This is a genomic window from Dinoroseobacter sp. S124A (assembly GCF_049801015.1).
Classification (GTDB): Bacteria; Pseudomonadota; Alphaproteobacteria; order Rhodobacterales; family Rhodobacteraceae; genus Dinoroseobacter.
On record NZ_JBNAGD010000001.1, the window covers coordinates 1 to 13,875 of the forward strand.

Consider the following 13,875-nt stretch of genomic DNA (forward strand, 5'->3'; position numbering starts at 1 on the left):
GGTTCGGCGGAGCCGATGAAAGGTCCGGGGGACCTTTCAAGTCCCGAACGCGCGGAGCGCTGGGGACACACCGCTTGGAGTTTATCCGATTTTGAGTGTCGCCGTTTGAAGAGGGCCGCGACCGATCCGAGGGTGGTAAGCGCGTATGCGCGTCCGCCGGTGTGGGGGTGAGGGTTGGTCCGGCTTGCCGGTGAAACGTCCAGTGGACGTTTCAAAGCCCGAACGCGCGGAGCGCCGGGGACACACAGCTTGGAGTTTATCCGTTCTTGCGTGTCGCCGTTTGGAGAGAGCCGCGACCGATGCGAGGGCGGTTAGCGCGCTGCGCGTCCGCCCGTGTGGGGGTGAGGGACGGTTCGGCGGAGCCGATGAAAGGTCCGGGGGACCTTTCAAGTCCCGAACGCGCGGAGCGCTGGGGACACACCGCTTGGAGTTTATCCGATTTTGAGTGTCGCCGTTTGAAGAGGGCCGCGACCGATCCGAGGGTGGTAAGCGCGTATGCGCGTCCGCCGGTGTGGGGGTGAGGGTTGGTCCGGCTTGCCGGTGAAACGTCCAGTGGACGTTTCAAAGCCCGAACGCGCGGAGCGCCGGGGACACACAGCTTGGAGTTTATCCGTTCTTGCGTGTCGCCGTTTGAACAGGGCCGCGGCCGGTCCGAGGGTGGTAAGCGCGTATGCGCGTCCGCCCGTGGGGGCGGGTCGGACGCGGCCCGGTCTGGCGACCGTGCATTTGCCTCTACGTACGCTTTACCTTCTTTTCCAACTTACTGATTTTTTTCGGAAGAATCACAAAGTACCCGATAATATAGTGGAGTAATTCTATCATTAGAGCGGCACTCTCCGCGTCCGGTTCAATGCTTTCATCAAAGTGAGCACCCGCGTTTCTACCTTCGCGGATAGCATGAGCAAGCGATCTTAATGGTAGCGTCGCTGTTTCTGATCCGCAGACTTCATCAATTAGCTTCGCAAGGGTGGCGTCATTGTTGTTTGAGAAAGTCTTGAATAAACCCTCAAGTGCTCTCCCTCCGTTCATTAGTGCTGAAGAAAAGTGCCCGCTCTTGAAAGTACTTTCGGCTTCCATGATGGCTTTCCGTAGTCGAACCGGAAAATCGTCCGGGAGGTCGAGAGGCGTTTTGTCGATTGGCGATGAGGGCAAAACTGCCAAGCCTGTTGGTATTTTGGTGCTCTTTCCATCTTGTTTGTCGAAGATCACTGCAAAAGTTGGTCGCTCAGAACATGCAGGGCAACTCGCCAAAAAAACCCATGTACGGTCTGTCGTCTGCTGGTTCGGTCTAGGAAACACAAATACAGTGAGTGCTCGGCAAAACGGACAATGCAGTGAAGCACTTGTTGGGTGTTTTCTCTGGTTGCTCTCGATAAATGAGCCACGCCAAACGGGTGCGATATGCGAGAATGCATTGGTCAAATTTGCGGAACCTCAAACATCCAACTCCTCCACGAACCGTGCATTCTCCTGAATGTACTCGAACCGTTTCTCGGGCTTCTTCCCCATCAGGCGCTCCACGAGGTCTCCGGTCTCTCCGGGTTCGTCCTCGTCGATGGACACTCTGATCAGTTTCCGGGTTTCGGGGTTCATGGTGGTGTCCTTGAGGTCCTTGGCGTCCATCTCGCCGAGGCCCTTGAAGCGGCTCACGTCGATCTTGCCTTTGCCACCCAGCCCCTTGTCGAGCCAGGTGTCGCGCTCGCGCTCGTCGAGGCAGTAGACCCGTTTCGCGCCTTGGGTCAGGCGGAAGAGGGGCGGGCAGGCGAGGTAGAGGTGGCCCTGGTCGATCATCGGGCGCATCTGGGTGAAGAAGAAGGTCATCAGCAGGGATGCGATATGGGCGCCGTCCACGTCCGCGTCGGTCATGATGATGATCTTGTCGTAGCGCAGGTCCTCGACGTTGAACTTGGTGCCGAGGCCGACGCCGAGGGCCTGGGTCAGGTCGCTGATCTCCTGGTTGCTCCCGAGTTTTGACGAGGCAGCACCCAGCACGTTGAGGATCTTGCCGCGCAGGGGCAGGAGGGCCTGGGTCTTGCGGTCGCGGGCCATCTTGGCGGAGCCGCCGGCGCTGTCGCCCTCGACGATGAAGAGTTCCGTGCCGGCGCGGTTCGTGGCGGAGCAGTCCACGAGCTTGCCGGGCAGGCGCAGGCGTTTGGTGGCGGATTTGCGGGCGGTTTCCTTTTCCTGCCGGCGGCGGAGGCGTTCCTCGGCGCGCAGGACGAGGAAGTCGAGGATGGCGCCTGCGGATTTCGTGTCGGCGGCGAGCCAGTTGTCGAAATGGTCGCGGACGGCGTTCTCGACCATGCGCTGGGCCTCGACCGTGGCGAGGCGGTCCTTGGTCTGGCCGACGAATTCGGGCTCGCGGATGAAGCAGGAGACCAGCGCGCCGGCGCCGGTGGTCAGGTCCTCGCGGGTGATGGTGCCGGCCTTCTTGTTGTTAACGAGCTCGCCGTAGGCCTTGATGCCCTTGAGGATGGCGGCCCAGAAGCCCGCCTCGTGGGTGCCGCCCTCAGGCGTGGGGACGGTGTTGCAATAGGACTGGATGAAGCCGTCGCGGGCCGGAGTCCAGTTGATCGCCCATTCGACCTTGCCGGGGCGGCCGAACTTGTCGAAGGAGACGGTGCCCGAGAAGGGCGCGTCGGCATAGGTGGCGGCCTGCCCGAGGGTTTCGGACAGGTAGTCCGAGAGGCCGCCGGGGAAGTGGAAGGTGGCCTCGGCCGGGGTGTCGCCGTCATCGATGGCGGTTTTCCAGCGGATCTCGACGCCGGAGAACAGATACGCCTTTGAGCGGGCCATCTTGAACAGGCGTGCGGGCTTGAGGCGCAGGGAGCCGAAGATCTCCGGGTCCGGGTGGAAGGTCACGGCGGTGCCGCGCCGGTTCGGGGCTGCGCCGATCTTTTCCAGCGGGCCGGAGGGCACGCCGCGGGAGAACTCCATGGCATAGAGCTCGCGGTTGCGGGCGACCTCGACGCGCAGGTGATCGGAAAGTGCGTTGACCACCGAGGAGCCGACCCCGTGCAGACCGCCCGAAGTCTCGTAGCTGTCGCCGGAGAACTTGCCGCCCGCGTTCAGGGTGCAGAAGATGATCTCCAGCGCGGATTTCTTCGGGTCCTTGGGGTGCGGACCGGTGGGGATGCCGCGCCCGTTGTCGCGCACGGAGACATGGCCGTTCTCGTGCAGCTCGACTTCGATCCATGTGGCGTGCCCGGCCACGGCTTCGTCCATGGAGTTGTCGATGATCTCGGCCACCATATGGTGCAGCGCGCGGTCATCCTTGCCGCCGATATACATGCCGGGGCGCAGGCGGACATGCTCCATATCCTCGAGCACCTGGATCGAGGAAGCGTCATAGGAAGAGGCGTCGGGTTGTGCACCCGAAAGGAGATCGTCGGCCATGGCTGTCACTGCTCTTTTTGGTGTTTGGTCCAGTATGGCAGGGCCGGAGCAGGGTGGGAAGTCTCCGCGCGCGGAGGTCAGGCAAATGGGTCAGAGCGCGGGCTTGATCGCCCCTTGCGCGGCCATGTCCGCAGCGCGGATGGTTCATTTGCGAGCATGGGGGGGCGTCGCGGTTCCAGCGCACCGCAGCTACGGGCATGCCGGGGCGCGCTGTTCTGTCCTTGCAGGCCATTCCGGCCATGCAGGATGGGTGACAAAGCAGACGGGGCTGGAGGTCGCGAGGCGTACCCTCGGGGCCAGAGGGTTGAGATCCCCGGTGACAGGGCGCGCATTGCACTGTGGGGGGACGGGGAGATCAAGGCGGTGGAGGGCAGCGTAGCTGTTGACCGGGACAGGTCGGCCGCAGGCGCGTTTGGCCTGTCCCGGGACGGGTCAGGGCCGGTGAGGGCCCTGACCGCAGTTTGAGATCGTCAGGCGCGTGTCCGGCGCAGGGCGCCGATCATGCCCATACCGGCCAGCAGCAGGGGCAGCGATGCCGGGAGCGGGATCGGCGGGATCACCGGGTCCGCGTCGATCGACAGCTCCCACCCGCGCACATTGTTGGACGGCGCGCCGGTCGAGCCCCAGACCAGCTCGAAGCTTTCCAGATCGCCGCCGGTCGAGAAGCTGGCCACGAAATCTTCCTCGTTCAGACCCAGCCCCGGCTTGTAGTTCGGCTCGTTCTTCCACTCCTGACCGGGCACGAAGTCCTGATCGAGCCGCGCATAGTTGATGTCCGCGCCATCCGCATCGGTCAGGGGCGCGTCGGAGGCGAGAAAGCCGCCTTCCTCCAGCGCGGCGCCGAGGCCAACGATCTCGGCATTGACGCCGACCACATCGGTGAAGTTCGCGCGCCCGCCATTGCCCGGATTGCTGTCGATATCAAAGACATTGATGAACTGGGCACCGACCACCACGGTGCTGACCCCGGTGGTGTTCATGGTGGTCAGGGTGTCATCCTCGACAAAGGTGAATTGCAGGTGCTTCCACTCGTTCACGCCCTGCACATTGATGGTCGAGGCCGAAGCGCCGTCGCTGAGGCCGAGGACCTCGACCCGCGCGTCATAGGTGTCGCCATTGCCGTCCACGAAACCCGCATTTTCAAGCTTGTAGACGGTGCCCACCTGAAGGTTGTTCAGGAAGTCGATGCCCGCCGGGGTGGTGCCGCTGGTCGCGCCTGCACAGCCGGCGACGCAGGTGGCGTTGCTTGTATTGATGGTGGCTGCGCCCGCGCTGGTGGCCGCGGCGCAGATCAGGCCCAGAAGGGCCGCATTTGGTTTGGTCAACATGTTACTCTCGTCAATAGATGCTCTACGCGGAGGCCTGAAACGCGGCCTCGCGGGGATCAGGACTACGGATCACGGGTGCTTATGTCTATAAGGGAGTCCGTGTTGTATGCAACATGGCGACGCTGATCCGAATGGTCTGCTGCTGGCCCGCAAAGGTCTATGCGACGCGCTGCACCCGTAACGCTCTGGATTTTAAGAAAATTGCCCGGAACCCGCCCGGGCGAAGCTCGGGGGCTGCGCGAAGGCCCTCGGCGCTGCGATCTGGCCGCGCCGCACCGCTTTCTGTGTCGAAGCGGCGCGAAATCCGGGAATTTCCCAGGAATTGTGCCGAAATCGGACTGTTAACGTAAACACCCAAAAAAACTATCTCAAATTTTCGGAGACTGATAGCTAGCGGGCTCTAGTGTAGTGTTCCTGTTTTTTACGAGTGGATGAGTTCCCATGTCCTGCAAATCTTCCCTGCTGGCGGCGGCTGTCGCTATTGTTCTGCCGATGGCTCCGGCTTTCGCGGCCTCCATCGCTGTTTCCGAGTACAACCCCGGGGTGTTCGACCTTGTCGACAACTCCATCACCGCCACCGGTGAAAACTTCGAGACCCTGGGCAGCACCCTGGGCGAGGGCGAGGTCGGCAGCAATTTCAGCACCGCCGTGGGCACGTTCAACACCCTGGGCGGCACCGGTACGGGCGGCACGGTTTCGGGTTTGCCGGGCAATACGGGCACCGAGCTGGCCCTGCGCGATGGCAATACCTATGGCCGTTACAACACCCAGCCGCTGGATGGTGACTGGTATCTCGACAGCAACGACACCTATGGCATCGACTGGGATGTCTCGACCGGCTCGACCTTCAACACGGTGGTCTTCACGCTGGTGGACGGGTCCGACACTGGGGCCTTCCTGCGCATCACGTCCGAGGGCGACACCTTCGAGCAGCGCGTGGGCGGGAAGCTGTCCAACGGCAATGCCTCGATCGTGGTGGTGAGCTTCGACACGCTGGTCACCGACGCGGTGATCGAGATCGGCAATTACAACAGCAGCGGCACCAGCCTGCGCACCAATGACGGCTTTGCCATCGACGGTCTGCGCGTCGGCACGGACAACCGCCTGGTCCAGGATCCGCCGGCGCCCGTTCCGCTGCCGGCCTCCGGTCTGCTCCTGATCGGGGCGCTCGCCGCCACCGGCTGGCGCGCCCGCAAACGTCAGGGCTGACACTGAGCTCACGGAACGGCCCCTGACGTGCTCCGCCCCACCTGGTTCTCGCCAGGTGGGGTTTTTCGTGCGGTCGGGCGTGGACCCGTGCCGCATGTGACGGATTTTTGACAGAGGTTGATCCGGGTCAAGGCACGGTGCGGCGGGGCGCGGTAGGGGTGGCGCGACCGATGAGAGGAGCCCCCATGGCACAGACCACGCCCACCCCGAAGACCGACGCGCCCAAGATGAACGGCACATCCACCGCAAGTCCCGACACGTCCACGCCCTCGCCCGAGGCGATCCGTCAGGCCTTTGAGACCGGGCGCTACCCCTATCGGCGCAAGATGGCGCGCCGGGCCTACGAGTCCGAGAAGGCGCAGCTGCAGGCGGAGCTGCTCAAGGTGCAGCTCTGGGCGCAGGAGACCGGCCAGAAATTCGTGATGCTCTTCGAGGGGCGCGATGCGGCGGGCAAGGGCGGGACCATCAAGCGGTTCACCGAGCATCTGAACCCGCGCGCGGCCCGCGTGGTGGCCCTGAACAAGCCCACCGATGAAGAGCGCGGTCAGTGGTATTACCAGCGCTATATCAATCATTTGCCCACGGCGGGCGAGATCGTGCTGTATGACCGGTCCTGGTATAACCGCGCCGGGGTGGAGCGGGTGATGGGCTTCTGCAGCCCGAACGAGTACCTCGAATTCATGCGCCAGACCCCGGATTTCGAACGGATGCTGACGCGCTCGGGGGTCCGGCTCTACAAATACTGGTTCTCGGTGACCCAGGCCGAGCAGAAGCGGCGCTTTGACAGCCGCGCGACCGACCCGCTCAAGCGGTGGAAGCTGTCGCCGATCGACAAGGCGAGCCTCGACAAGTGGGATGACTATACCGAGGCAAAGGAGGCGATGTTCTTTTACACCAACACCGCCGATGCGCCCTGGACCATCGTCAAGTCCAACGACAAGAAGCGCGCGCGGCTCAATTGCATGCGCCATTTCCTGTCGACGCTGGATTATCCGGACAAGGATCTCAGCATCGCGACACCGCCCGATCCGCTGATCGTGGGCGGCGCGGGGCATGTGGTCCATTCTTCCCAGCATATTCTCGGCGCGTCCCTGCATCCGGATGCGCGGCGCAAGAACTGACGATCCCGGGTTTTCCCGATCCTCCCTGGCGCGCCCCGAACGGCGCGCCCTTTGCCCCTGCGTCCCCGCGACGTGGGGGTTTTCTTTGAGCAAGGGCCCGCGCAGCGGCGATTGCATGCGGACCGAGGGGGGCTTATCTCTGGCCCATGGAGAGCCTTCGCACCATATCCCGGGCCGCCGTGCTCGGCTCGGCCCTGCTGGCGGCTGCGGCCCCGGCTGCGGCGCATCCCCATGTGTTCATCGATGCCGGGGCCACCCTGATCTTCGACGACACGGGCAAGCTCGGGGCCGTGCGGATCGTCTGGGCCTATGATTCCCTTTATTCGCTGATCGTGATCGACGAGGCCGGGCTGGATCCCGATTTCGACGGGGTTCTGACCGAGGAGGAGGTGGCCAGCCTCTCGGGGTTCGACATGAACTGGATCGAGGAGTTCGAGGGCGACAGCTACCTTCTATCCGGCGAAGCGGAGCTGCCCCTGTCCCGTCCCCTGGAATGGGACGCCACCTATGGCGAGGGCCGCGTGATCAGCACCCATTTGCGCGCGCTGGAAACCCGCGCCCCGGTGGGGGCCGAGCCGCTTGTGCTGCAGATTTACGATCCGACCTTTTACACGGCTTACGAGATCAACCTGCCCGTGCGGCTCGAAAACGCGCCCGAGGGCTGCGCGGCTCAGGTCTTCGTGCCCGATCCGGGCGCGGCCTCCGAGCAGATGCGCGCCGCGCTAGAGGAATTCAGCGGCAGCTTCGATCCGTTTCTGGAGGTCGGGTTTCCCGCCGTTGGCGAGCTGTTCGCCCATGAGATCCGCGTGACATGCGCGCCGTAAGTGCGGCGCTGGCGCTTGCCTTGCTGGCCGGTCTTGTCCTGCTTTTGTGGGGCGGGGGGGGCGAGGCGATCAGCCGATGGGCCGCCGGGCAGCAGCGCGAGGTGCAGGAGGCTCTGGCGGCGCAGCTTCGCGCGCTGCGCGCGGGATCGCCCGGCGCGCTGATCGGGTTTCTCGGGGTGTGTTTTGCCTATGGGTTCTTCCACGCGGCGGGGCCGGGCCATGGCAAGGTGGTGATCGGCGGCTACGGGGTGGCCCGGCGGATCACCATGCTGCGGCTGAGCGCGGTGGCGCTGGCCGCGAGCCTGGGTCAGGCCGTCACCGCGATCCTGCTGGTGGGGGCCGGGGCGCTGTTGTTGCGCGCGAGCACCGCGCAGCTGACGGGGATGGCCGAGACCTGGTTTGCCCTGGCCAGTGCCCTGGCGATTCTGCTCGTGGGGCTTTGGCTGGTCTGGCGCGGGCTGCGGCGTCTGCGTTTGGCGCAGGGGCAGGCGCCAGTGTCGGAGCTTGTCCCGGTTGGGGCCGGGCCGGAGCCGCAGGTCCCGCAAAGCTTGGCGCGTGACTTTCTCGTGGCCCAGACCGAGGGGGGCGCGCCGGATCCGCAGGGCAGCGGGGGGCCGGGCAGGGCCCATGCCCACACCCATGGGGCGGGCGAGGTCTGCGAGACCTGTGGCCACGTCCATGCCCCGGATCCGAACGCTGTGCTGGCCGCGCGGAATTGGCGCGAGCTTCTTGCGGTGATCGGGGCGGTGGCGATCCGGCCCTGTACCGGCGCGCTCTTTGTCCTGATCCTCGGCCTGCGGTTGCAGATCACCGCGGCGGCCATTGCCGGGACCTTTGCCATGGCGCTGGGCACGGCGAGCATCACCATTGCTGTGGCTATCCTGTCCACGGGCCTGCGCGAAAGCAGCCTCGCCGCGGCGGGTGGCTGGGCCCGGGCGCGCCATCTGGGCAGCCTGCTGGAGGTGGCCGCCGGGCTTCTCGTGGCGCTGCTGGCCTGGGGGCTGCTGCGCGGCGCGCTCTGATCGCGGACCGGTCCCGGTCCGCCGAAGCCGTGCGGGACGGGCCATGCGCCGTGCCCCGGCATGGATCCCGGGGACGACCCGGGCCACAGGCGCGTCCGCAGCCCCAACGGGGCTGCCACCGGCACAATCGGGCACGCCGGGACGATGAGCCCTTGAGAAGCCGCGCCCTTGGTCCTACGAGGCCCTATGACCACCCCGCTCACCTCCTTCGGCCATGCGCGCTCGATCCTCACCCTGGGATTGCCCCTGATCGGCAGTCACATGGCGCAGATCGCCATCTCGGCGACGGATACGGTGATGCTCGGCTGGTACTCCGCCGAGGCGCTGGCGGCTGTGGTGCTCGGCTCGATGACCGTGTTTTTCGCACTGCTCATCGTGGGCTCGGGCTTTGCCTGGGCGGTGATGCCCATGGTGGCAGAGGCGGCCGCTCGGGGGGATGACACGCAGGTGCGCCGGGTGACCCGGATGGGGTTCTGGCTGGTCCTGATCTTTGCCGCCGTGGTCACGCCGCCAATGGTGTGGTCCGCGCCCTGGCTGGTCCTGCTGGGGCAGGATCCAGACACCGCCTATCTCGCGCAGGATTACCTGCGCATCGCCGGGCTCGCCATGGCGCCGGGCCTGCTGGTCATGGTGCTGAAAGGCTATCTGTCCGCGCTGGAGCGGACGCAGATCGTGCTCTGGATCACCATCGGCGCGGCGGTGATCAACGCCTTTCTGAACTATGTGCTGATCTTCGGGCGGTTCGGCGCGCCGGAGCTCGGCGTGACAGGGGCGGCCCTGGCCTCGCTGTCGCTGCATCTGGCCTCGCTCGTGGCGCTGGTGATCTATACCCGCCGCAACCTGCCGCAACATGACCTCTTTCGCCGTCTCTGGGTCCCCGATTGGGCCGCCTTTCGGGCGGTTTACCGGCTGGGCTGGCCGATCAGCATCACGAGTTTCGCCGAGAGTGGGCTCTTTGCCGCCTCGGCCATGATGATGGGGGCGATCGGCACGCTGGAGCTGGCCGCCCATGGGATCGCCCTGCAGATGGCGGCGCTGACCTTCATGGTCCATGTGGGGCTCAGCCAGGCGGCGACGGTCCGGGCCGGGCGCGCCCTGGGGCGGGGGGATATCGCGGGGCTCAAGCGGGGCGGACGGGTGGCGATTGCCCTCTCGGTGGGGTTCTCGGTGGCCACGATCTGCCTCTTTGTGGCGATCCCGGAGCTGCTGATCGGGGCGTTCCTGTCGCCCGATGATCCGAGCCGGGGCGAGATCCTCGCCATCGGGGTGACGCTGCTCTACATGGCGGCGCTGTTCCAGTTCGCCGATGGCGCGCAGGTCATGGCGCTGGGGCTGCTGCGCGGGGTGCAGGACACCAAGGTGCCGATGATCATGGCGGCGCTGGCCTATTGGGGGATCGGATTGCCCGTGGGGTTCGGGCTTGGCTTTTACACGCCCCTGCGCGAGATCGGGATCTGGCTCGGGCTTGTGGTCGGGCTGGCGCTGGCGGGGATCCTGCTGATGCACCGGTTCTGGGGGCGCGGCGGCTGGCAGGCGCGGCCCGAGCAACCGACCGGCTGAGCCAGAGGCGATCCCGTGCGCCTCAGATGCGAAACCGCCGGCGCGGGGCACCGGCGGTCTCAGGGCTCAAAGGCCAGGGCGGAGGTCTCGGTTCAGGCGGTCTGACCGGAGGGGCCCGCCCATGGCGATGTCAGATCCGGGATCAGGCAGACTTGCGGCGACGCACAGCGCCGAGACCAGCCATGGCCGTCCCCAGCAGCAGCAGACCCGCAGGCAACGGCACCGGAGAGACGCTGACCGCGTCAATGTCGAACCCGCCGGTGAGTTCCGTGCTCACCGAGGTGTCCACCAGACGCAGCGTGTCGTAGGGCCCACCCGCGAAGGTGAAGCTCACCCCGACGGGGCCTTGCGCGTTGGTGTTGCTGACGGTGACCTGATCGACGGCCACGAAGGAAGTCGCATCCCCGGCGATACCCGCGAAGATATCGACGGATTCCGGATGATCGGCAGGGTTGCCGAACGTCACCTCGACCACGGTTCCGGAGCCCAGAAAGAGCGTCCCGAACTGCAGCTCGACCGTGCCGCCGAGACCAATTTCGAAGAAATTGCCATCCACTGCGCCCAGGGCGTTCAGCGGATTGTCCCGGCCATTGGCCGTGCCGCGCGCGTCGGTGTCGTCATAGGTGATTGTGGTTGCGAACCCGTTATCGAAGCCACCAGGGCCAGCGGTTACGGTTGCTGCGGTTGCGCTGGAACACACCAGCACGGTACCGATCAGCGCAGCTGCGCCGAGAAGTTTAGTCATGTTTTGCCTCGTTACTCAGAGTACACTATGGGGTGAACGCATCATCACACATCGCGTCCACGCTGCACATTTAATTCAAAAAACTTCTATTGTGAAGGTTAACCGGATCACGTCCCTGCGGGAATGAAGCGGCTTGCGCAGGGACTGTTTCCGGAAATTGCGCGCGTTAACTGTGATGGCGCAGAGCCTGTCCAGGAACGCAGAACAGAGTGTTTCCCAAACCTGTTTCAAAGCAGCGCCTTGCGCTGTGAGGGCGCGCGACTCGCGGGGTTGGACGGCCCGGAAGGCAGGTCAGGCCGTCTGTCGACGGGGGTCTCGTTGCGCGCTCCGATCTCAGGGATTTCGCCTGACCCACCTTTGAATTCGGCTTCACCGGGTAAATTTTAGTTGCCATGTAATCTAATTTGTGATTTTAGATTACATGTAAACAAAAAGGCGCGACACCCCTTCGGATACCGGGCCGGGTTGCCCCGGTCCCGCATCCGTCCCGCAAGGGAGTCGCACGGGGGGCACCGCGCCAGACAAGGAGACTGACATGACCAAAACCGTCCTGATGGTGGGCTGGCACCCGAGCGTGGTGGATTACGCGAAGTATCCGGGCCTGACGCCGGAGAAGCTGGAGGGCGCGCTGCGCGCCGATGAGGCCGCGTTGAATGCGGCGGGCTACGCGGCGGAGATCGGCTTTATCTTCGATGGCGACACGGCCACGGATCAGGTCGCCCAGACCCTCGCCGCCAAGGATTATGACGTGGTGATGGTCGGCGCGGGCGTGCGCAAGGATGACGACCACTTCCTGATTTTCGAGCAGCTGGTGAATGTGATCCACGCGGCCGCCCCGAAAGCGAAGATCGCCTTCAACACGGGCCCCATGGATTCAGAGGCAGCGATCCGGCGCTGGGCCTGAGCGCGCCCTATCCTTCGGGTGGCCCCATCCGGGGCACCCATTCCATCGCCCAATCGCCCAAGGGCTCCAGCACGGCAAACAGCGCGCGCCCGTCAGGGGTAAGCGCGTAGCCATCCGTGGCTTTCTCGACCAGCCCGGCGGCGCGCAATTCCTTCAGGCGCGCGTTCAGCACCGTGGGCGAGGCCGAGCCACAGCGCGCCTGCAGATCGCGAAAAGTGCGGTTGGTCTCGGCAAGGTTCCACAGGATCCCCATGGCCCATCGCCGCCCGAGCATATCAAACAGCACCATGATGGGCTGCCCACTGGTCGAGCCGCGCACGGGTTGACCGGCACGGGGCAGGGCGGGGGACGGGGTCACGGGCTTGCTACTCATTTAGTAGCGATCTATGCTACACATACTGTAGCATCCCATGAGGCGCGCGACATGACAAGCACTCCGACATCCGAGGGGCCGCGCCCGGGTCTGCGCGACCTGCTTCTCTGGGGGGCGCTCGCGGCGGCGTGGAGCTCTTCCTATGTGGTGATCAAGCTGGGGGTGGCCGATCTGGACCCTATGCTGCTGGTGGCGGGGCGGATGCTTGTGGGGACGCTTGTCCTGACCGGGGTGTTCTTTGCCCTGGGTCAGCGCCTGTCACTGCGGCCCGGGGATTGGCTGTCCTATGGGGTGACCGGACTGCTCGGCAGCGTGGTGCCGTTTTTGCTGATCACCCATGGGGAAACGGTGGTGGAGAGCGCGCTGGCGGCGATCCTGATGGGGTTGTCGCCCGTGGCGACGGCGGGGATCGCGGCTTGTGTCCTGCCCGATGAGAGGTTGACCCGGCCCGTGCTGCTGGGCCTTGGCGGTGCGCTGGTTGGTGTGACCTTGCTGGCGGGGCCGAGCGCGCTGCTGGGGCTCGGCACGGAGCTCGCCGGGCAGGTGGCGATCCTTGGCGCGGCGCTGTGCTATGCGCTGTCGACCGTCTATATCCGCCGCTGCGTGCGGCGCCCGCCTCTGGAGATGGCGGCGGGCTCAGCCCTGGTCGGGACGGCGGTTCTGCTGGGCGCGGTGGGTCTGAGCGGGGCGCGGGTCGAGGCGGCTGCGCTGACGCACACGGCTCTTGGCGCGGTGCTCTATCTCGGTCTGGTCTCGACCGCCGCGGCGAACCTTGTCTATTTCCATCTGGTGCCGCGCCTTGGGGCCACGCGCATGTCCCAGGTGAATTTCGCCGTGCCCGTGGGGGGCGCGTTGCTGGGCGTTCTGCTGCTGGGAGAGGATCTGTCACCGCTGCAATGGGGGGCTCTCGGGGTGATCATCGCCTCGGTCTGGCTCAGCACCACGGCGCGGCGGGGCTAGGCCTCAGGACGGATCCTTCTCGGCCCGGGCCGCTTCCATCACCCGGTCGGCCTTCTTGCGCACGAGGATCGCGCGCAAGTCATGCAAGGTCAGCAGGAGGGTATCGGTCACCTCGTCAAGCTGCTCGGGCGTGGCCTTGGATTGCACCCATTGCGCCGTCAGGTTCAGGAAATCCACCGTCCGGTGCACATCGTCGAGATGCCGCGCCTCCAGCGTGTCGCGGCGCGCGGCGATCCAGTCTTCCATGGCCGCGCGCTCGTCTTCGGTAATCTCACGCTGGCCCTGCGGCTTGATATCCCCGTTGCGCAGGTTCAACGACGCAATCGGGGTCATGTCCAGCCGGTTGTGCCGGGTTTCGGTGGTGACCCGAAACACCAGCGCGCCGTTTTCCTTCACACGGAAGAACAGCTCCGGCAGCGTGATGCTCATCGCG

General features: G+C 65.2%; 13 protein-coding genes. 7 read left to right on the forward strand and 6 right to left on the reverse strand.

Annotated elements, in window-relative coordinates; all coding sequences use genetic code 11:
- Positions 1-732: 732 nt before the first annotated feature.
- The 3 genes from ACP15I_RS00005 to ACP15I_RS00015 all read right to left on the reverse strand — a co-directional run bounded on the left by ACP15I_RS00005 (position 733) and on the right by ACP15I_RS00015 (position 4,724).
- The gene (locus tag ACP15I_RS00005) at positions 733-1,209 is read right to left on the reverse strand and encodes a DUF4145 domain-containing protein (RefSeq protein WP_424973360.1); all 477 of its coding nucleotides are present in this window, start codon (positions 1,207-1,209) and stop codon (positions 733-735) included.
- A gap of 225 nt (positions 1,210-1,434) precedes the next feature.
- Entirely contained in the window at positions 1,435-3,396 is a 1,962-nt protein-coding gene (gene parE, locus ACP15I_RS00010; RefSeq protein ID WP_424973361.1) for a DNA topoisomerase IV subunit B, read from the reverse strand.
- A 470-nt stretch (positions 3,397-3,866) separates the two neighbouring features.
- Positions 3,867-4,724, reverse strand: coding sequence for a hypothetical protein (locus tag ACP15I_RS00015; protein WP_424973362.1), 858 nt, complete (start codon positions 4,722-4,724; stop codon positions 3,867-3,869).
- A gap of 441 nt (positions 4,725-5,165) precedes the next feature.
- Here ACP15I_RS00015 and ACP15I_RS00020 point away from each other — a divergent pair, with 441 nt between their 5' ends.
- The 5 genes from ACP15I_RS00020 to ACP15I_RS00040 all read left to right on the forward strand — a co-directional run bounded on the left by ACP15I_RS00020 (position 5,166) and on the right by ACP15I_RS00040 (position 10,460).
- Positions 5,166-5,933, forward strand: coding sequence for a VPLPA-CTERM sorting domain-containing protein (locus tag ACP15I_RS00020; RefSeq protein WP_424964954.1), 768 nt, complete (start codon positions 5,166-5,168; stop codon positions 5,931-5,933).
- 227 nt (positions 5,934-6,160) lie between these two features.
- Positions 6,161-7,054 carry a polyphosphate kinase 2 gene (ppk2, locus tag ACP15I_RS00025; protein ID WP_424974093.1) on the forward strand — a complete coding sequence of 298 codons (894 nt, stop codon included), beginning with the start codon at positions 6,161-6,163 and terminating at the stop codon, positions 7,052-7,054.
- 146 nt (positions 7,055-7,200) lie between these two features.
- Positions 7,201-7,878, forward strand: coding sequence for a DUF1007 family protein (locus ACP15I_RS00030; protein WP_424964953.1), 678 nt, complete (start codon positions 7,201-7,203; stop codon positions 7,876-7,878).
- Positions 7,866-8,900 (forward strand): nickel/cobalt transporter, encoded by a 1,035-nt coding sequence (locus ACP15I_RS00035; RefSeq protein WP_424973363.1) that lies wholly within the window; start codon positions 7,866-7,868, stop codon positions 8,898-8,900. Before ACP15I_RS00030 ends, ACP15I_RS00035 begins: the two co-directional genes overlap by 13 nt.
- A gap of 186 nt (positions 8,901-9,086) precedes the next feature.
- Positions 9,087-10,460, forward strand: coding sequence for an MATE family efflux transporter (locus ACP15I_RS00040; protein ID WP_424973364.1), 1,374 nt, complete (start codon positions 9,087-9,089; stop codon positions 10,458-10,460).
- A gap of 142 nt (positions 10,461-10,602) precedes the next feature.
- Here the strand turns inward: ACP15I_RS00040 and ACP15I_RS00045 are convergent, their stop codons facing one another.
- Positions 10,603-11,205: a VPLPA-CTERM sorting domain-containing protein gene (locus ACP15I_RS00045; RefSeq protein ID WP_424964950.1), complete on the reverse strand. Its 603-nt coding sequence runs from the start codon at positions 11,203-11,205 to the stop codon at positions 10,603-10,605.
- Between the two features lie 535 nt (positions 11,206-11,740).
- Here ACP15I_RS00045 and ACP15I_RS00050 point away from each other — a divergent pair.
- Positions 11,741-12,109 carry a hypothetical protein gene (locus ACP15I_RS00050; protein WP_424964949.1) on the forward strand — a complete coding sequence of 123 codons (369 nt, stop codon included), beginning with the start codon at positions 11,741-11,743 and terminating at the stop codon, positions 12,107-12,109.
- Between the two features lie 7 nt (positions 12,110-12,116).
- On the opposite strand, the gene ACP15I_RS00055 is transcribed toward ACP15I_RS00050, so the two are convergent.
- Positions 12,117-12,482, reverse strand: coding sequence for a winged helix-turn-helix transcriptional regulator (locus ACP15I_RS00055; protein ID WP_424964948.1), 366 nt, complete (start codon positions 12,480-12,482; stop codon positions 12,117-12,119).
- A 51-nt stretch (positions 12,483-12,533) separates the two neighbouring features.
- Between ACP15I_RS00055 and ACP15I_RS00060 the strand changes: the two genes are divergently transcribed.
- The gene (locus tag ACP15I_RS00060; RefSeq protein ID WP_424973365.1) at positions 12,534-13,442 is read left to right on the forward strand and encodes a DMT family transporter; all 909 of its coding nucleotides are present in this window, start codon (positions 12,534-12,536) and stop codon (positions 13,440-13,442) included.
- A gap of 3 nt (positions 13,443-13,445) precedes the next feature.
- On the opposite strand, the gene ACP15I_RS00065 is transcribed toward ACP15I_RS00060, so the two are convergent.
- Positions 13,446-13,871, reverse strand: a complete 426-nt coding sequence (locus tag ACP15I_RS00065) for a hypothetical protein (protein WP_424973366.1) — start codon at positions 13,869-13,871, stop codon at positions 13,446-13,448.
- Between the last annotated feature and the right edge of the window lie 4 nt (positions 13,872-13,875).

Coding starts and splice junctions, on each gene's coding strand:
- parE (WP_424973361.1), bottom strand. CDS start 3,396: ATGGCCGACGATCTCCTTTCGGGTGCACAACCCGACGCCTCTTCCTAT.
- ACP15I_RS00015 (WP_424973362.1), bottom strand. CDS start 4,724: ATGTTGACCAAACCAAATGCGGCCCTTCTGGGCCTGATCTGCGCCGCG.
- ACP15I_RS00020 (WP_424964954.1), top strand. CDS start 5,166: ATGTCCTGCAAATCTTCCCTGCTGGCGGCGGCTGTCGCTATTGTTCTG.
- ppk2 (WP_424974093.1), top strand. CDS start 6,161: ATGAACGGCACATCCACCGCAAGTCCCGACACGTCCACGCCCTCGCCC.
- ACP15I_RS00030 (WP_424964953.1), top strand. CDS start 7,201: ATGGAGAGCCTTCGCACCATATCCCGGGCCGCCGTGCTCGGCTCGGCC.
- ACP15I_RS00035 (WP_424973363.1), top strand. CDS start 7,866: ATGCGCGCCGTAAGTGCGGCGCTGGCGCTTGCCTTGCTGGCCGGTCTT.
- ACP15I_RS00040 (WP_424973364.1), top strand. CDS start 9,087: ATGACCACCCCGCTCACCTCCTTCGGCCATGCGCGCTCGATCCTCACC.
- ACP15I_RS00045 (WP_424964950.1), bottom strand. CDS start 11,205: ATGACTAAACTTCTCGGCGCAGCTGCGCTGATCGGTACCGTGCTGGTG.
- ACP15I_RS00050 (WP_424964949.1), top strand. CDS start 11,741: ATGACCAAAACCGTCCTGATGGTGGGCTGGCACCCGAGCGTGGTGGAT.
- ACP15I_RS00055 (WP_424964948.1), bottom strand. CDS start 12,482: ATGAGTAGCAAGCCCGTGACCCCGTCCCCCGCCCTGCCCCGTGCCGGT.
- ACP15I_RS00060 (WP_424973365.1), top strand. CDS start 12,534: ATGACAAGCACTCCGACATCCGAGGGGCCGCGCCCGGGTCTGCGCGAC.
- ACP15I_RS00065 (WP_424973366.1), bottom strand. CDS start 13,871: ATGAGCATCACGCTGCCGGAGCTGTTCTTCCGTGTGAAGGAAAACGGC.